18 protein-coding genes are annotated in these 17,505 nt (G+C 56.8%); 12 read left to right on the top strand and 6 right to left on the bottom strand.

Annotated elements, in window-relative coordinates:
- Positions 1 to 39 precede the first annotated feature (39 nt).
- Genes cysS through Q0746_RS01500 form a run of 3 tightly spaced genes read left to right on the top strand, consistent with a single transcriptional unit; the run spans position 40 to position 3,783 of the window.
- Positions 40 to 1,425: a cysteine--tRNA ligase gene (gene cysS / locus Q0746_RS01510; RefSeq protein WP_298256498.1), complete on the top strand. Its 1,386-nt coding sequence runs from the start codon at positions 40 to 42 to the stop codon at positions 1,423 to 1,425.
- Positions 1,422 to 3,041 carry a citramalate synthase gene (gene cimA, locus Q0746_RS01505; protein WP_298256496.1) on the top strand — a complete coding sequence of 540 codons (1,620 nt, stop codon included), beginning with the start codon at positions 1,422 to 1,424 and terminating at the stop codon, positions 3,039 to 3,041. Before cysS ends, cimA begins: the two co-directional genes overlap by 4 nt.
- Complete coding sequence (locus tag Q0746_RS01500; protein ID WP_298256494.1) at positions 3,031 to 3,783, top strand: squalene/phytoene synthase family protein; 753 nt, start codon at positions 3,031 to 3,033, stop codon at positions 3,781 to 3,783. Before cimA ends, Q0746_RS01500 begins: the two co-directional genes overlap by 11 nt.
- Here Q0746_RS01500 and Q0746_RS01495 read toward each other — a convergent pair.
- Genes Q0746_RS01495 through cobA form a run of 3 tightly spaced genes read right to left on the bottom strand, consistent with a single transcriptional unit; the run spans position 3,780 to position 7,174 of the window.
- Positions 3,780 to 5,012, bottom strand: coding sequence for an MFS transporter (locus Q0746_RS01495; protein ID WP_298256492.1), 1,233 nt, complete (start codon positions 5,010 to 5,012; stop codon positions 3,780 to 3,782). The two genes, Q0746_RS01500 and Q0746_RS01495, sit on opposite strands and share 4 nt — an antisense overlap.
- A gap of 15 nt (positions 5,013 to 5,027) precedes the next feature.
- Positions 5,028 to 6,311: a cobyrinate a,c-diamide synthase gene (locus Q0746_RS01490; RefSeq protein ID WP_298256490.1), complete on the bottom strand. Its 1,284-nt coding sequence runs from the start codon at positions 6,309 to 6,311 to the stop codon at positions 5,028 to 5,030.
- Positions 6,308 to 7,174, bottom strand: a complete 867-nt coding sequence (cobA, locus tag Q0746_RS01485; protein WP_298256488.1) for a uroporphyrinogen-III C-methyltransferase — start codon at positions 7,172 to 7,174, stop codon at positions 6,308 to 6,310. The genes Q0746_RS01490 and cobA overlap by 4 nt, the downstream gene beginning before the upstream one ends.
- A 97-nt stretch (positions 7,175 to 7,271) precedes the next feature.
- On the opposite strand from cobA, the gene Q0746_RS01480 reads away from it, so the two are divergent.
- The 4 genes from Q0746_RS01480 to Q0746_RS01465 are packed head-to-tail and all read left to right on the top strand — an operon-like array spanning position 7,272 to position 10,321.
- Complete coding sequence (locus tag Q0746_RS01480; protein ID WP_298256487.1) at positions 7,272 to 8,315, top strand: cobalt-precorrin-5B (C(1))-methyltransferase; 1,044 nt, start codon at positions 7,272 to 7,274, stop codon at positions 8,313 to 8,315.
- The gene (locus tag Q0746_RS01475; protein ID WP_298256485.1) at positions 8,312 to 9,049 is read left to right on the top strand and encodes a cobalt-precorrin-6A reductase; all 738 of its coding nucleotides are present in this window, start codon (positions 8,312 to 8,314) and stop codon (positions 9,047 to 9,049) included. Before Q0746_RS01480 ends, Q0746_RS01475 begins: the two co-directional genes overlap by 4 nt.
- Positions 9,030 to 9,653 carry a DNA-3-methyladenine glycosylase 2 family protein gene (locus Q0746_RS01470; RefSeq protein ID WP_298256483.1) on the top strand — a complete coding sequence of 208 codons (624 nt, stop codon included), beginning with the start codon at positions 9,030 to 9,032 and terminating at the stop codon, positions 9,651 to 9,653. The genes Q0746_RS01475 and Q0746_RS01470 overlap by 20 nt, the downstream gene beginning before the upstream one ends.
- Positions 9,650 to 10,321 carry an alpha/beta fold hydrolase gene (locus Q0746_RS01465; protein WP_298256481.1) on the top strand — a complete coding sequence of 224 codons (672 nt, stop codon included), beginning with the start codon at positions 9,650 to 9,652 and terminating at the stop codon, positions 10,319 to 10,321. Before Q0746_RS01470 ends, Q0746_RS01465 begins: the two co-directional genes overlap by 4 nt.
- Here the strand turns inward: Q0746_RS01465 and Q0746_RS01460 are convergent.
- Positions 10,287 to 10,802, bottom strand: coding sequence for a hypothetical protein (locus Q0746_RS01460; RefSeq protein WP_298256479.1), 516 nt, complete (start codon positions 10,800 to 10,802; stop codon positions 10,287 to 10,289). The genes Q0746_RS01465 and Q0746_RS01460 overlap by 35 nt on opposite strands.
- Before the next feature lie 227 nt (positions 10,803 to 11,029).
- Here Q0746_RS01460 and Q0746_RS01455 point away from each other — a divergent pair, with 227 nt between their 5' ends.
- Entirely contained in the window at positions 11,030 to 11,614 is a 585-nt protein-coding gene (locus Q0746_RS01455) for an HNH endonuclease (protein WP_298256477.1), read from the top strand.
- On the opposite strand, the gene Q0746_RS01450 is transcribed toward Q0746_RS01455, so the two are convergent.
- Entirely contained in the window at positions 11,611 to 12,570 is a 960-nt protein-coding gene (locus Q0746_RS01450) for a radical SAM protein (protein ID WP_298256475.1), read from the bottom strand. The genes Q0746_RS01455 and Q0746_RS01450 overlap by 4 nt on opposite strands.
- A gap of 192 nt (positions 12,571 to 12,762) precedes the next feature.
- Between Q0746_RS01450 and zwf the strand changes: the two genes are divergently transcribed.
- Genes zwf through pgi form a run of 3 tightly spaced genes read left to right on the top strand, consistent with a single transcriptional unit; the run spans position 12,763 to position 16,456 of the window.
- Positions 12,763 to 14,214: a glucose-6-phosphate dehydrogenase gene (zwf, locus tag Q0746_RS01445; RefSeq protein ID WP_298256473.1), complete on the top strand. Its 1,452-nt coding sequence runs from the start codon at positions 12,763 to 12,765 to the stop codon at positions 14,212 to 14,214.
- Positions 14,214 to 14,861, top strand: a complete 648-nt coding sequence (gene pgl / locus Q0746_RS01440) for a 6-phosphogluconolactonase (RefSeq protein WP_298256471.1) — start codon at positions 14,214 to 14,216, stop codon at positions 14,859 to 14,861. Before zwf ends, pgl begins: the two co-directional genes overlap by 1 nt.
- Positions 14,861 to 16,456, top strand: coding sequence for a glucose-6-phosphate isomerase (pgi, locus tag Q0746_RS01435; protein WP_298258015.1), 1,596 nt, complete (start codon positions 14,861 to 14,863; stop codon positions 16,454 to 16,456). The genes pgl and pgi overlap by 1 nt, the downstream gene beginning before the upstream one ends.
- Here pgi and Q0746_RS01430 read toward each other — a convergent pair.
- Complete coding sequence (locus tag Q0746_RS01430; protein WP_298256469.1) at positions 16,453 to 16,923, bottom strand: thioesterase family protein; 471 nt, start codon at positions 16,921 to 16,923, stop codon at positions 16,453 to 16,455. The genes pgi and Q0746_RS01430 overlap by 4 nt on opposite strands.
- Between Q0746_RS01430 and Q0746_RS01425 the strand changes: the two genes are divergently transcribed.
- Positions 16,913 to 17,260 carry a hypothetical protein gene (locus Q0746_RS01425; RefSeq protein ID WP_298256467.1) on the top strand — a complete coding sequence of 116 codons (348 nt, stop codon included), beginning with the start codon at positions 16,913 to 16,915 and terminating at the stop codon, positions 17,258 to 17,260. The two genes, Q0746_RS01430 and Q0746_RS01425, sit on opposite strands and share 11 nt — an antisense overlap.
- The last annotated feature ends 245 nt before the right edge of the window (positions 17,261 to 17,505 follow it).

Below are 17,505 nucleotides of genomic sequence, written 5' to 3'. Positions count from 1 at the left end.
TTCGCTAAACCCGCCGCAACACCTGCGCGCGAGGCCGATATGACGATCAAGCTCTACAACACCAAGACCCGTTCCAAGGAGGTCTTTGTCCCGATTGCCGAAGGGACCGCGCGCATGTATGTCTGTGGCCCCACGGTTTATGATCGCGCGCATATCGGCAACGCCCGCGCGGTGGTGGTGTTCGACATGCTCTACCGTTTGTTGCGCCATGAATTTGGCAAGGATAACGTCAGATATGTCCGAAATTTCACGGATGTAGACGATAAAATCAACGCCCGCGCCGCGGAGACAGGGCGTGCGATTTCCGACATTACCGAGGAAACCATCGGTTGGTTCTTGGACGACATGGGGGCATTGGGCGCGCTTGAGCCGACAGATGCACCGCGCGCCACGAATTACATCGCCCAAATGGTCTCAATGATCAAAGAGCTGATCGCCAAAGGCCATGCCTATGAAGCCGAAGGTCATGTGTTGTTCAAAGTGCGCAGCTATGCGGACTACGGCAAACTGTCGGGGCGCTCGGTGGATGACATGATTGCGGGGGCACGCGTTGAGGTGGCGCCTTACAAAGAAGACCCGATGGATTTCGTGATGTGGAAGCCGTCCAGTGATGATCTGCCGGGGTGGGAAAGCCCATGGGGGCGTGGGCGTCCCGGGTGGCATATTGAATGCTCTGCCATGGCGTTTGACCTCTTGGGCGACAGGTTCGACATTCACGGTGGCGGCAATGATCTGACCTTTCCGCACCACGAAAACGAAATCGCCCAGTCGAAATGTGCAGGCCACGATTTTGCGAACGTCTGGATGCACAATGAGATGTTGCAGGTCGAGGGCAAGAAGATGTCCAAATCCTTGGGCAATTTCTTCACCGTGCGCGATTTGCTGGACCAAGGCGTGGCAGGTGAGGTGATCCGCTTTGTGATGCTAAGCACGCATTACCGCAAGCCGATGGATTGGACGCAAAAGAAACGGGACGAGGCGGAGAAAACGTTGAGGAAGTGGTTTCATATGTGCGTACAGGTAAGCACTGCTGAGAACCCGGGAGAAGGGGTTGTCGAAGCTCTTCGAGATGACCTCAACACGCCGAAGGCAATCTCTGAAATGCACGGGCTTGCACGAGGTATTGATTGGGATGGAAAGGACATCGCAAAACTTAGAGCATCCTTGATTTTTTTGGGAATTTATAGAGAAGAAGACTTTGCTTCGAGCGACCTTGTCAGTAACCGCGATGAGCGCGTCGATGCAAAAATTAAAGACTTGATGTCGCAACGATTTCAGCTCCGCGAAGTGAAGGCATATGAATCAGCGGATAAAATTCGTAGTGGTTTGATCGCAGCTGGTGTTGAAATACGTGAAGAAAAAGACAGCTATTCCTATAATCTTGGCCCCAGTTTTGATGCCTCAAAGCTCAAGGAAATCAAATGAGTGCCCGTGAACGCATAACGCTTTTTGACACGACTTTGCGCGATGGCCAGCAAACGCAAGGGGTGCAATTCTCTACGGCCGAAAAATTCGAGATCGCCCAAATGTTGGATGATCTGGGGGTGGATTACATCGAAGGGGGCTGGCCGGGTGCGAACCCGACGGACAGCGATTTCTTCAACAATGCCCCCAAAACCACGGCCACTATGACGGCCTTCGGGATGACAAAACGGGCTGGGCGCTCAGCCGAGAATGACGACGTTTTGGCGGCCGTGCTGAACGCAAAGACGCCCGCGGTCTGTCTGGTCGGCAAGACCCATGACTTCCATGTGGAAACCGCCCTTGGCATTTCATTGGACGAGAACGTTGAAAACATTGCGAAAAGCTTCGAGCACATCACAGGGCAAGGCCGCGAGGCTTTGTTCGATGCGGAGCATTTCTTTGACGGCTATAAATCCAACCCCGACTATGCAGTGCGCTGTATCCATGCGGCCTTTGCTGCCGGTGCGCTGATCGTTTTATGTGACACAAACGGCGGCACGCTTCCGGCTGAAGTCTCTGAAATCGTCACCAAAGTCATTGAAAGCGGCATTCCGGGTGCGCGTCTTGGAATTCACACACATAATGACACCGACAATGCCGTCGCGGGGTCTTTGGCGGCGGTTGACGCAGGCGCGCGGCACATCCAAGGCACGCTTAACGGTTTGGGAGAGCGCTGCGGCAATGCCAATCTTACCTCGCTGATCCCGACGTTGCTGCTGAAGGAGCCCTATAAATCGCGCTTTGAGATCGGTGTTCAGCCGGAAAACCTGCATCTGTTGATGTTGGCGTCCAGCAAGCTCAATGATATTTTGAACCGCGTGCCAGACAAGCATGCCCCCTATGTTGGAGCCTCGGCTTTCGCGCATAAGGCTGGGCTTCATGCCTCGGCGATCCTCAAGGATCCCACGACTTATGAGCACATCGATCCGTCTTTGGTCGGCAACAGGCGTATTATCCCAATGAGCAATCAGGCAGGGCAGTCCAATCTGCGTAAACGCCTGTCCGAAATGGGGCTAAAAGATATTGATAATAAGGCTCTACCGCGCATTCTTGATGTAATCAAGCTGCGCGAAGATGCGGGGTATTCTTACGACACTGCGCAGGCCTCCTTTGAGTTGCTGGCCCGACGGGAATTGGGGGGGTTGCCGTCGTTCTTTGAGGTGAAGCGATATAAGGTCACGGTCGAGCGGCGCAAAAACAAATACGACAAGATGATCAGCCTGTCCGAGGCGGTGGTCGTGGTGAAAGTTGGCGATGACAAGATGTTGTCAGTGTCTGAAAGCTTGGATGAAACCGGCTCTGATCGCGGTCCGGTGAATGCGCTTTCGAAAGCCTTGGCCAAGGACTTGGGGCCGTATTCTTCGATGATCGAAGACATGCGCTTGGTCGATTTCAAAGTGCGCATCACCCAAGGCGGCACCGAGGCTGTGACGCGGGTCATCATTGATTGTGCCGATAGCAAAGGGCGCCGCTGGTCAACCGTGGGGGTATCACCGAATATAGTAGATGCCTCCTTTGAGGCTTTGCTGGACGCAATCAACTGGAAGTTGGTGCAAGAGGGCGCCGATGTCTCTTGAAGCCTGCCGCGCATTGGTTGAACGCGCCGACCCCGACCGTTTTGCCGCCGCTCAGCTTGGGCCGGAGCCGGCTCAGAAGGTGTTGTGGCCGCTATATGCGATGAATATCGAGGTCAGCCGCGCCCCTTGGGTTACCAAAGAGCCGATGATTGCCGAGATGCGACTGCAATGGTGGCGAGATGCCTTGGAGGAAATTGCCGAGGGCAAGGCGGTGCGGGCGCATGAGGTCACGACTGCGCTGGCGACCTCCATTGGTGCTGCGGAAGCCTTGCAACTGGACAAGCTGGTGCAGGCGCGCCGGTGGGACATCTATACTGAAAGCTTCGCGGATGAAGCCGATTTGCTGGCCTATTTGGACGACACTGCCGGTGGGCTGATGTGGGCGGGGGCGTCCGCCTTGGGCGCACGATCTGAGGCAAAGCAAGCCGTCATGTCCTATGGGCGCGGCGTGGGGCTGGTGCGCTTCTTGCAAGCCGCCCCAGAACTGGAGCTCCGCGGAAAGCGCCCACTTGTGGATGGCCGCCCAGAAGCCATTGCCGACTTGTGCCAGCGTGTGCTCGAAGGGATGCCAAAGCCCTCCGCGTTGAAACGGCAACTCAAGGGCAACGCGCGGTTCGCGATCACCGAAGGCTGGCAGGCACGGGCGTTGCTGGCTCAGGCCATCGAGGCCCCAATGCGGGTGGCCGACGGGGCGCTTCAGCTCAGTGAGTTTGGCAAACGCTGGCGGTTGTTTCTAAGCTAGGCGGCCGGTTTCGGGCGCAAAGCCAGCCAGATCAACGCGCCGCCCGCAAGGGTCAGGAATGGCACCATCGCGATGTTCACCGCGCTCCATCCTTCGATCGATGTGCCTCCAGAGCAATTCATCAACCCGCCCGATGCCAGTGACGCCAGTGTCACGCAACCAAAGACGATGGTGTCATTCAGGCCTTGAACTACTCCGCGTTCCGCAGAGCTGTGAGACGACGCCAGCATAGTCGTCGCGCCAATAAAGCCGAAGTTCCAGCCCAAGCCCAACAGGATCAATGCGGCAAAGAAATTGGTCAATGTAACACCGGTTAAGGCGACAACACCTGCCAAGCCCAAAATCACCAGACCAGCTGCAACGATTTTTTCAACGCCGAATTTATTGATCAAGTGACCGGTGAAGAACGACGGGACGAACATGGCCAGCACATGGGCCGTGACAACATCATTGGCATCCGCAGAGGTGAAGCCGCAGCCCATCACTGCCAAAGGGGTCGAGGTCATGACCAAATTCATCAAGGCATAAGAAACCATGCCACAAATCACCGCCACGGCGATGCGTGGGGTTCGAAGCAGCTGCATCTTGGTGCGCACGGCTTCGCTGGTCTTGCTGGCGGCCGTCGCAGCCGCGTTCGGCAAGTCCAACAGGAAAAACAGGAGCAACCCAACGAGGTTCAGCACGACAATGGCGATATAGCTGCCGAGGAAGGGAATGACGCTGAAGTCGAACATCACCTTGTTCAACTGTGGGCCGATAATGGCCGACAGCAGCCCGCCCGCCATGACATATGAAATAGCCTTGGCGCGAAATCTTTCCGATGCCCCGTCAGCGGCTGCAAAGCGGTAGAACCCTTGGGCTGACATGTAGATGCCGCTCAGGTAGCTTCCCAAAAGCAGCAATATGAACGAGCCAATGTACAAGCCAAACCCTGCGACCGCTGCGCCCAAAGCGCCGCCAAGCGCGCCGATGATAAAGCCTGTTTGACGTCCGCGGCGCTGCATCAAAGGGCTGATCCATGGGGCCGTGGTCATCGAGCCGAAGACAATCATCGAGATCGGCAGTGTCGCCAAGCAGGGATTCGGTGTCAGCGCATTGCCAACCAGCCCGCCCACCACAAACAGCATCGGCATCTGACTGCCCAGTATCGCTTGGGCTGCGACCAGCACAGCAACGTTGCGGCGCGTGCGGGGATCGGATCTGGCGGGGGCGGTTGCGGTATAACTCATACGCAATGCGTAGGCCTAGTTCGCAGTCGTGTCCAGACGGTCAATGATATGCGCAAACGAGCCGCAGACGCGCCCCTTTTTCAACCCCATCGGCGGCAGCACTGCGCCTTGCGCGTCTGTGGCCTCGAACAAGGGTTCGCCCTCGGCTTTGAGGGTGGTTGCATAGTGGAATTCATGGCCCGTCAACCGACCTTTGAACGGGCCGGATTGAGACCTCAGGTTCCGGTAGCCGAGGTGCAGTTTTCGCTGTTGAAAACTGGTGTGAAGATCAAGCAAACCCGCCATTTTATGAGGGGTGCCATCAGCGTCCGTGAGGGTTTCACCTAAGGTCATGTAGCCGCCGCATTCTCCATAAATATCAGACGTTTCTGACGCGCTTCTAAGGCTTTCAAGAAATGTGGCATTGCCGGCCAATCGCGCGGCGTGAAGCTCGGGGTAGCCTCCGGGGAGATATACCAATTCACTCAGGGGGACAGGCTCGTTCTTAAGTGGCGAAAACAGCTGGATATTCGCTCCAGAGGCTTGCCAATCCCTTAGCAGGTGAGGATAGGCAAAGGCAAAGGCCTCGTCATGGGCCACGGCGATACGCGAGTAAGGAAGGCGCAGCGGTGAATAGTGATCAGAGCGCGCCAAACGGGCCGCCGGAAGCGCATCCAAATCAACATGCGTTTCGATGAAATCGGCGACCTCGTCGAGCCATTGCTCGAGGTCGCGCCGCTCCGAGGCTTGAACCAGCCCAAGATGGCGAGAGGGATGGGTGAGTGTGCTGCGACGTGGCAAGGCGCCCAAGATCGGAAGATGATCGGGAAAATGGCGGCGTAGCATGGCCTCATGTTTTGGGCTGGCAACCTTGTTGAGGATCACGCCGGCCACATGAATCCCGCTCCGGTGGCGTGCGAAGCCCTCGGCAATAGCCGCTGCACTTTGCCCCATTCCGGACCCGTCGATAACCAAGATCACCGGAATGCCCAAAATATCTGCAACATCAGCCGCGCTGCCTTTGCCATCGGGCATCGCCCCGTCAAACAGCCCCATTGCCCCTTCAACCAGCAAGAAATCGTCCGATTGGGATTGGGCCAAGCTCTTTATCCGGTTGGGTGTCATGGCCCACGCATCAAGGTTGAAGCAGGGTTTTCCGCAGGCGGCTTCGTGGAAGCGTGGATCAATGTAATCGGGGCCCGATTTTGCGCCGCGAACCGCACCGCGGCGGGACAACGCGCGCAGCAACCCCAAGGTAACGGTTGTTTTGCCGGATCCGGAGGAGGGGGCCGCTATAAGGACCCCGTGACCGGATTTCATACGCTTTCTGCCGGACGACCCCGCCCCAATGGGTCAAGGTTGCGCGGGCGTTCGCCTTTGAGTTGACCTTGCCAGTCAAGCACTTGGCGCATGGAGGTCGCACGGCCGACACAGATAATCGCAGGTGGCTCTATGCCGGATTTCTCAATGTCGCGGACGCATGTGTCCAATGTGGTTTCCAGCACCTGTTGATGCGGCGTTGTGGCGTTTGTGACGATGGCCACCGGCTCGGAGGCAGGGCGGCCGGCCTCCAGAAGCTGCGCGGTGATATGGGCAATGTGCTTCATGCCCATGTAGATCACAATAACCTGCGACCCATTTGAAATTGCTTGCCAATCAAGGCTGTCCGTCGCGTTCCCCGACTGGTCGTGTCCGGTGACAAAGGTGACCGATTGGTTCACGTCGCGGTGGGTCACGGGGATGCCTGCATAAGCCAACCCACCGATTCCCGCGCTGATGCCGGGAATGATGCGAATGGGGATGCCATGCTGCACCAAGGTTTGCCCTTCCTCGCCGCCGCGGCCGAAGACGAATGGATCGCCGCCCTTGAGGCGCAACACCCGTTTGCCTTCTTTTGCGAGGTCCACCAGCCGCAAGGATATGTCGCGTTGCTTTGCAGAAGGCTTGCCCCCGCGCTTTCCGGCATAGATATGGTCTGCCTGCGGCGCCCAGTTGAGGATCGTTTCTTGGACCAGCGCATCGTAAATCACCACATCTGCTTGGCGCAGCGCGTTAAGGGCGTGCAGGGTCAATAGCCCCGGATCACCAGGGCCAGCGCCGCACAGCCAAACCCAGCCGGGTTCTAGAACGGGCCAATCATGTTGGGGCCAATTGCTGTCGTGAAGGGGCTTCGAGTCGCTCATGGCCCCTTTATGACCTGTATAGCGCCGGTGCAAAAGCGAAAGAGCGACCCCGCAATCGCCATTGGCGGCGCGAAAGGCTGCGGTTAAGGTCGCGGTGATGACATATGAGACCGCTTCCCAATTGCGCCGTGGCTGGACCACGGGTGCCTGTGCCACCGCTGCCGTGAAGGCGGGGTTGCAGATCCTTTGGGATGGGCATGTGCCCGATGATGTGTCGATCACCTTGCCAAAGGGCGAAACGCCAGTGTTTTCGCTGGCTGACATGACCAGAGGTGATGGATGGGTTGAGGTCGGCATTGAGAAAGACGCGGGCGACGACCCTGATGTGACCCATGGTGCGATTATCAAGGCGCGGGTTTGCGCGTCGCAGGGGGGCGTGGTGTTTCGCGCGGGCGTGGGCGTGGGGGTGGTGACCAAGGCCGGATTGCCGATCGGCGTCGGCGAGCCCGCAATCAACCCCGTGCCTCGCGCGATGATGGATGAAGTCGTGGCCGAAATGGCCAGCGAATACGGGCAGATGCCAAATGTGGAAATCACCATCTCTGTGCCCAATGGCGCAAAGCTGGCGGAGAAAACATGGAACCCGCGTCTGGGGATCAAGGGCGGCTTGTCGATCTTGGGGACGACTGGCATCGTGCGCCCGTTTTCCTGTGCCGCGTGGATCGCTTCCCTTCATCGCGGCATTGACGTTGCCCGCGCCGAAGGGTTGACCCATGTGTCTGGCTGCACGGGGGCGACCTCGGAACGTGTGGTGCAAGACCTGTTGGGTTTGCCGGACCAAGCGATGCTGGATATGGGTGATTTTGCTGGTGGGTTGTTGAAATATCTGGCGCGACATCCGGTGGACCGCGTCACAATTGGCGGGGGCATTGGGAAGATGTCCAAGCTGGCGCAAGGGGCGCGGGACTTGCATTCGAAGCGATCTCAGGTCGATTTTTCTGCTTTAAATGAATGGGTTGCGCAGGATATTTCAGGCGTCAACACCGCGCTAGAGGCCGTATCGATCGCCCCCCAACTGGCGGAGCGCGTTGCACAAGAGGCGCTATTGCAGGTCAAGATGCTGCTGAAAGATGCGCCGGTGATCCCCAGCATTGTGATCATCGACCGCGCAGGGAATATTTTGGCAAAGGCCGGTCTATGAAAATCCTTTTGCTTGCGGGGACCAGTGAAGCACGAGACCTGTCGCGGGCCTTGGTATCACAGGGGCATGACGTTGTAGCATCATTGGCCGGCGCGACGCGGGCCCCACGCAAATTGGGATGTGAGACCCGTGTGGGAGGATTTGGAGGCGCGCAGGGGTTTCGCCAGTGGATGACAAAGTATCCGGTTGATATGGTGGTCGACGCCACGCATCCTTTTGCCACACGCATCACCGAGCGCTCCGCGCGAATTTGCCATGAGTTGACGGTTCCCTATCTGCAAGTTCGGCGTGAGGAATGGTCTGCAACCGACAGTGATGAATGGGTTTTTGTCGACAAGCCTGAGGCTGCTTCATCCGTCATTCCAGATGGGTCTCGGGTGTTTTTGGCCACTGGGCGTCAAACATTGGAGCAGTTTTCCGGCCTGTCGGCCTGCTACCTTATTTGCCGCCAAATTGATCCGCCAGACGGGGCCTTCCCCTTTGAGAACGGCGAGTTTCGCATTGGGCGCCCGCCGTTCTCGGTTGAGGATGAGGTGCGCCTGTTCACGGAGTTGAAGATTGACTGGCTGGTCGTGAAAAATGCGGGGGGGGATATGTCTCGCTCGAAGTTGGATGCGGCGCGGCAGATGGGGATATCTGTGCTGATGATCAACCGCGCAGCGCCACCTGCGGGGCCGGTTGTCAAAGATGTAGACGCGGCTTTGGAGTGGATCGATGCGTATAATAAAGGGTGATGCTTGCGTGTCCGAAGGGGCTGCTTGGCTGGCGGATCACGATCCTCGCTTTGCCAAAGCGCTCATTGAAGTTGGCCCTTTGCCGCTGCGTCTTAAGCCCGAGGGCTTTGCGGAGCTGTTGTCTGCAATCATGGGGCAACAGGTGTCGATTGCCTCTGCAGCGGCGATTAACGGACGGTTGCGTGCTGCTGGGTTGATTGATGAGGCATCTGTCGCGGCGGCAAGTGAGGATGAATTGCGCGCCTGTGGTTTGTCTCGGCAAAAGATCAAATACGCCCATGCTTTGGCGAATTCTGGAATTGATTTCAATGCATTGCGCGGAAAACCTACTTCAGAAGTGATCAAAGTTTTGACATCGGTTTCTGGCATCGGTTCATGGACGGCTGAAATCTACGCGATGTTTTCGCTGGGTCATGCAGATGTGTTCGCCTCGGGCGATTTGGCCTTGCAGGAGGCGGCGCGCATCTTGTTTGAGCTGCCCGAGCGCCCGAAAGAAAAGCAGATGCGTCAAATGGCCTTGGACTGGTCACCTTGGCAAAGCGTTGCAGCGCGCATCTTGTGGGCCTATTACCGAGTGGCAAAAGACCGAGAAGGGATCTCATGACACGCGTTTTAGAAAGCAGCCGCAAGGCATCGAAATCGGGCGAAGACAGCTCACTGGTGATTTTCCTGCACGGCTACGGCGCGGATGGCGCGGATTTGTTGGGGCTTGCGGACCCTTTGTCGGAGCATTTGCCGGACACAGTTTTTGTCGCCCCAAATGCACCAGAGCAATGCATTGGGAACCCGATGGGCAAGCAGTGGTTTCCGATCCCTTGGATTGACAACTCCTCCGAAGAAGAATCCGAGCGCGGCATGATGCAATCCGTAGAGGATTTGAACGCCTTTATCGACGCGACCATGGAAGAAGAGGGGCTGTCCGAAGCCGAGACGATTTTGGTTGGGTTTTCCCAAGGCACCATGATGGCGCTGCATGTTGCGCCACGCCGCAGAGACCAATTCGCGGGTGTCGTCGCTTTCTCGGGCCGATTGCTGCGACCCGAGGTGTTGGCGGATGAGGCGCTCTCGAAGCCGCCGGTTATTCTGATCCATGGCGATCAAGATGATGTTGTGCCACCAATTTCAATGCCGGAAGCTGGTGACGCTTTGCAAGAAGCGGGGTTCCCTGTGTACGGCCATGTTATGAAGGGCACGGGCCACGGGATTGCGCCTGATGGTTTGGGGGTTGCGCTGTCCTTTATCGGGCAACAACTGGGCTTGGACCTTGGTTAATCCGCTTTACCGCGCCCTTTAACAGGGCGCGGGAGTAGATAACATGCAGCCAAGCTGTCGCTTTGATCAGCACGCCAACAGTGCCTGTCGTCGGGTTGGCAGTAACGGCGGACCCAAAGAACAACTGCGTGCCGTGCTCTGTGTCACGTGTCATGAACCATGATCGAGTTTTGCCCGAAACATCGCACATCAAAAGTTGTGACGCGCTGCGATCCTCGACCTCCCAAACTGCGAATTTTGTGGCTCTCGCATGCGCAACGTCCGAGGCATCTTGATCGGTCGAGGGGCGTTTGGCGATGTAGCGCAACACGACCCGCTCGGCGCGAAACAGCGGCGCGGTGTAGAAGGCCTCGACAAATTCGGGCAGGGTGGTTCTGCGGGAAATATGGGTGGTGAAGCAATCGGTGTAATGGCCCGATCCGTCGTTGTAGCGCTGAAGGAGTGCGTCTTCGGGCAAGACGTGGTCGGAAATGGCCAACATTCGAATGTCCTTTTGAGTTCCGGTTTCAGCCTAGCCAGCATTTGCCACCTTGCCGCTGTGCGCTATCGTCACACACCACCTCATGATGCTGCGACGTGCTCAACTTTTGCGACGCTATATATCGGGGTTGTCAGGTCGATATAACGATATATAGTTTTCCTAGACTGGGGCGGGACTCCCCGCTCTGGTGTTCTAACAGGCACGACAGAGCAGGAGACTTCTTCTCTATGGACGGCGACTTTAGACAAGACTTTATACGCGAACCCAGTGGCTTACGACATAACCCAGCCCTTGTGTTGAACGCCGATTACCGACCATTGTCATATCTTCCTCTATCATTGTGGACATGGCAGGAGGCTGTGAAAGCCGCATTTTTGGACCGTGTGACAATCCTGAGCGAATATGAGGATGTGGTCAGATCCCCGACCACCGAAATCCGGATCCCAAGCGTTGTTGTTCTGAAAGATTATGTGAAGCCACAAAAGAAGGTCGCTTTTACGCGATTCAACCTTTTTTTGCGGGATGAGTTCCGCTGCCAATACTGTGGCGGACGGGGGGATTTGACCTTTGACCATGTGGTGCCACGGGCCCATGGGGGCGTGACGTCATGGGAAAATGTGGTTGCGGCCTGTTCGCCATGCAACCTGCGCAAGGGATCGCAGTGGTTGCATAGGTCGGGCATGTCGCTGCGAAAGCCGCCAGGGCAGCCGAGCACAGGGCAATTGATGAATGCGGGGCGAAAGTTTCCGCCGAACCATTTGCATGAAAGCTGGATCGACTTCTTGTATTGGGATGCAGAGTTGGAGAGTTAAGCCGAGCAGCTGGCCCCGCCCAACACGCAAAATTTGGCGCAATGGGGGTGGTTGAGATGCACGTCGCGCTCCGCCTCTTCCAAGGTTTTACCCAGCTCGAATTCGGGGGAATAGGCCAGCAAGGTACAGGCCAGAACGGCAGGTGCATCGGCGCCTTTGCGTTTGACGACCATTCGCGATGAGGAGCACATGATGGCGTCAGGGGATTTGTCCAATATGCCCCAGCATTCTGTGGTGATCTCCGGAACCTCAATGCTTTCATCCATTTCTGGGAAAAGAACAGTCATTGCAGGGTTTTGTGCGTCGATATTAAAGTTGTGTTTCGCGTAGATTTCGCTGTAGCTCGCGCGGGCTTGGGCGTCACTTTCAGCCCAAATAGAGCGTCCGGCCACCGCCATAACAGCCCCTTGATCACGCAGCCATTCCATGCCCTCAATGGTCTTGTCGAACGCGCCTTTGCCGCGCTCCTTGTCATGCACTTCGGGCGACCAATGATCCAAAGAGATACGAAAGGTTAATTTGTCGCCAAATTCAGCGATCAGGCCCTCTAAGGCAGCACGCACGGATTTTCGCATCATCGGGCGCATCGCGTTTGTCAGGATCAGCACATCATACCCGCGTTCCAGCGATACCCGCGCCATGTCGCACATATCAGGATTCATGAAGGGCTCGCCGCCGGTAAAGGCAATTTCGCGCACACCCCATTTGCGGCTGTCCAGCTGGTCTAGGTAGTTTTCGACTTCTGCGGTGGTCAAATAGACCAAGGCATCATTAGAGGGGGACGATAAGATGTAGCAATTTTCGCATTCGATATTGCACAAAGTTCCTGTGTTGAACCAAAGAGTTTCTGGCTTGGTCAGGGCAACCGACGCACGCGTGTCGCCCTTTGCGGTGGTGAAAGGGTCCGAAAACTTCCCAAGGTTCGCGGTTTGGGGGGTATCCGTGTGGTCTTTCATTGCGTCCGCTCCATTGCCTGTCGCTGTATCGGTAACCTGTTACATTGCGAAGAGAAAGTGGGATGAGTATCAACTGACGCGCTTGTGACTAAGAATGGGAGTGCTAATGTGGGGGCGAATAGTTTTTGGTAGAACTGCGACTTCGTTAGCGCTAACAAATGCTCAGTTAACTGCCGCACAAAGGGAAATCCCATGGTCTCACGCGTTATCCCAGTAGAAAGCTTTGATCTTGTGATTTTCGGCGGAACGGGGGACTTGGCCCGCCGCAAGATCTTACCTGGACTGTATCGTCGGTTTTTGGCGGGGCAAATGCCGGAAGATGCCCGTATCATCGGTGCGGCGCGCAGTGACATGGATGACGAGGGGTTCCGCGACCTAATTCGGACGGCCATTCACGAATTCGTCTCGGAAAAGAAGCGTGATCCGAAGGTGGTGGATGCCTTTCTCGCGCAGCTTCACTACACACCAATCGATGCCAAGGGCGAAGGTGGTTGGGCCACTTTGGCCAAATTGGTGCGCAAGGATGTGGTGCAAGCCTTCTACTTCTCGGTCGGGCCTAGCCTGTTTGGCGATTTGGCCACGCGTTTGCACCAGCACGAGATTGCCAATGCTGACAGCCGCATCGTGGTTGAGAAGCCCTTTGGCCGTGACTTGGACAGCGCCAAGGCCTTGAACGCGGTGCTTGCGGCAAGCTTTGAAGAACACCAGATTTACCGCATTGACCACTACCTTGGCAAAGAAACTGTGCAAAACCTGATGGCCGTTCGCTTTGCAAATATGCTGTTCGAGCCTTTGTGGAATGCGCAATACATCGATCATGTGCAGATCACCGTGGCTGAAACCGTCAGTGTCGGCGGTCGTGGCGGCTATTATGACAAATCAGGCGCCATGCGTGACATGATCCAGAACCACCTGATGCAATTGCTGTGTCTGACCGCGATGGAACCCCCCTCCGAGTTTGAGCCGGACGCCGTGCGTGACGAAAAGCTGAAAGTTATTCGTGCCTTAGACGCCGTGACGCCAGAAAACATCGTGCGTGGTCAATATGCGGGGGATGCGGATCAGGACAGCTACATCAGCCATTCGGAAAATCCCGAGAGCAAGACCGAAAGCTACATTGCGATGAAGGTCGACATCTCGAACTGGCGATGGAAGGGGACGCCGTTTTACCTGCGTACTGGAAAACGGCTTAAGGGCCGCATGTCGGAGATCGTGGTGCAGTTCAAAGAAGTTCCGCATTCGATTTTTGGCGCAGATGCGGGCAGCCAAGCCAATGTATTGGCCATTCGACTGCAACCCGATGAAGGGATGGATTTGCGCGTAACGATCAAGGAGCCGGGACCGGGTGGCATGCGCTTGGTCGATGTCCCGCTTGATATGACATTTGCCGAAGCCCTTGGACCGGAAGGGGCGGATGTCCCTGACGCCTACGAGCGCCTGATCATGGATGTTATCCGTGGCAACCAGACGCTGTTTATGCGCGGCGATGAAGTAGAGGCCGCATGGGCATGGACTGACCCGATTATCGAGGGTTGGACTAATCGCGGGGACAAGCCGGTGCAATATGAACCGGGGACAAGTGGGCCGGAAGATGCATTGATGCTGCTGCACCGTGACGGGCGTCGTTGGCGGGAGATTAAGTAATGGAATTCGTAGAATACCCTGATCGCGACTTGATGATGATGGATCTTGCCAATCATTTGGCAGGGGAGTTGGCAGAGACATTGATGACACATGATCGGGCCAGTTTTGTGGTGCCGGGGGGCTCCACGCCGGGGCCGGTGTTTGATGCGCTATGCGCCGCAGATATTGAATGGTCGCGGGTTGATATCTTGGTGGGAGACGAGCGCCGCGTGCCGGCGGACCACGAACGCTCCAATGAACGGATGATCCGCGCGCGCCTGCTGACGTCTCGGGCGGCGGCGGCAAATTACGTATCAATTCGGCCGGAGGGCGATCAGCTGCCGGATATCTCGGCCTATTTGCCGATCTCGGTGTTGGTTGTGGGCATGGGGGCGGATATGCACACGGCGTCGTTGTTTCCCGGCTCCCCCGATCTGGAGGCCGCATTGGCCTCAGACGCGCCTGACCTGATGCTGGTGCAGGCCTCTGACGGGTTGGAGCCTCGCGTCACGCTCACGGGGCGCGTGCTTGAAGAAGCGATGAGCGCGCATGTGCTGATTGCGGGCCAAGACAAGCGCGACGCATTTGAGCGCGCGACACAATCAACCAAGACCGAGGCGCCTGTGCGTACGGTTCTGGCCAACGCAACCGTGCATTGGGCCCCATGATGGATTGGTCAAAGCTTCAATCTCGCGCCGAAAAACGTGCGCCTTTAGCCCAGCTGTTTGCGCAGAACCCGACCCGCGCCGAGGATTATTCGCTCCGTCATGGCGACATGCTGTTCGATTTTTCCAAAACGCAGATCGGCGCAGAAGATCGCGCGTTTCTGGTATCTATGGCGGTTGACGCCGGTGTCGAGGCGCGGCGGGCAGAGATGTTTTCCGGCGCGAAGATAAACGAGACGGAGAACCGCGCGGTGCTTCACACGGCGCTTCGCAACATGGATGACGGCGATCTGGTGGTCGACGGCGCGGATATCATGGAAGGGGTGCGCGAAACCCGTGGGCGGATGGCCGAATTTGCCGAAGCAGTGCGGTCCGGCAGCCATAAGGGGCAGGGCGGCAAAATCACTGATGTGGTCAATATTGGCATCGGTGGGTCTGACCTTGGGCCCGCCATGGCGGTATTGGCGCTGGCCCCTTATTGCGACGGGCCGAACGTGCATTTTGTATCCAATGTGGACGGGGCAGATATCACCGAGACGTTGCGCGGGCTCGATCCTGCGACAACCTTGGTGATCGTGGCTTCCAAAACGTTTACGACCATCGAGACAATGACCAACGCTCGGACCGCGCAAAGCTGGATGGGCAGGGTGGTAAAAGACACGGGCGCGCAATTTGCAGCACTTTCCACCGCCGAAGAAAAAACTGCAGAGTTCGGAATTTCCTCCGCCCGCGTGTTTGGCTTTGAGGATTGGGTCGGTGGGCGATACTCACTTTGGGGGCCGATTGGCCTGTCGATCATGATCGCGATCGGAGCAGAGAATTTCAACGCGTTCCTCCAAGGCGGCTATGACATGGATTGTCATTTTCGCGATGCGCCCTTGGATGAAAATATGCCTGTTTGGCTAGCCCTTACGGGGATTTGGAATTCCCAAGGCTGCGGCCACGCGACACGCGCTGTGTTGCCATATGATCAGCGCCTGACCCGACTACCTGCGTATTTTCAACAGCTGGAAATGGAAAGCAACGGCAAGTCCGTGGCCATGGATGGCACCGCGCTTGACGTGAACTCCGGCCCAGTGGTTTGGGGGGAGCCGGGGACCAACGGGCAGCATGCGTTCTATCAGTTGATCCACCAAGGCACGCGCGTGATCCCGTGTGAATTCATGGTTGCGCGGCATGGGCATGAACCGGAACTGGCGCATCAGCATGAGTTGCTGGTGGCAAATTGCTTGGCGCAATCCGAGGCCCTGATGGTCGGCCGCACTCTTTCGCAAGCCACTGAAATTATGGCGAAACGCGGACTAACCGGCGCGGAGTTGGACCGCCAAGCCCGCCACCGCGTGTTCCCTGGGGATCGCCCGTCCACGACGTTGCTCTATCCGTTGCTCACGCCTTTTGTCTTGGGGCAGATCATTGCGTTGTATGAACACCGCGTGTTTGTTGAGGGGGTGATGCTCGGGATCAATTCCTTCGACCAATGGGGCGTTGAACTGGGCAAAGAGCTGGCGAATGCGCTGACACCGGTGTTGCGCGGGGAGGCAACAGATGCGGGGAAGGATAGCTCCACCCGTCTGTTGCTGAGCTATCTACGCGACTAAGCGCTTATGGCCCCGTCGCGGGTCGTCAGGATGCTGCGCAGTTTTGGGGGGATGGGGCATTTTCCATCCTCATTGACCATCACCAGCACAGCCGTTGATGTGGTGCGCAATGCGCCGCCCGACCAGACCGCATACTCCATCTGAAAGCTGGACGTGCGCAGCACGGTGGTGCGGCCAGTGACGACATAGTCATCCCCAAGCTTCATTTCGCCCAGATAGTCCACCTGAACTTGGCGCAAAACCACCATATAGGCATCACGTCCGGTAAGCGGAGCTCCGTAGAAATCCATATACTGCAGTCGAAAATTCTCAAACCAGCTTAGATAGGCGGCGTTGTTCACATGCCCCAAAGGGTCCAGTTCTGTAAACCGCACGCGGTCGGCAAACCCGATGGTCCAAGGCTCTGGGATGCCCAGATTGCGCAGGGAGTCAGTGGTGAGCGGGGCGTGATAAGGAATGTCTGTCATCGTAGATTTTGGAGCGGGTAACGGTCAAACCAATGCCGCAACAACTGGGCCAATGGTAAGAGAAGCACAACGCCACCTTGCACAATGGACCTTGCAGCCAATCTGTGCCTTGTTGGCAGAGGAAGCCGCAACCAAGCTGGGAAGCCCCGTTAAGATCGACATTATGCGGCCCCTACAAGCGTTTGATGCTGGCGGCAGGGCTAGGGAACTGAAAGGCATCATTCAAGCGCTGGCGGTAGCTAAAGAAGCTGGCGTGGATGCTGACAAGGCAATGCAGCTTGGGCTGATGTCTGAAGACCAACACTCGACTACGTCTGAAATGTTGTTAGAGCGCTAGATACAAATAAATAGGCGTTCTACAAGCCCATCCGCAACGACACTTCCAGATGCGTACCGAACAGCCCCGCCACAGGTTGCTTCCGCAAGTGTAATATCATCGCTGCCGGGTGCTGAAACAGGGGCAAGCCCAGCCCCTTGAATGGAAACAGTGTTTCCATTGAACTGAGAAACAACTGGCTCAGGTATTTCCAAACAGCCTGAAATTATTGACATAAGGATAAGAGCGATTGCAGTTTTTTTCAT

This window comes from uncultured Litoreibacter sp., assembly GCF_947487515.1.
Classification (GTDB): Bacteria; Pseudomonadota; Alphaproteobacteria; order Rhodobacterales; family Rhodobacteraceae; genus Litoreibacter.
Note: the sequence above shows the minus strand (reverse complement) of the source record. Positions and strands in the feature narration are given on the sequence as shown.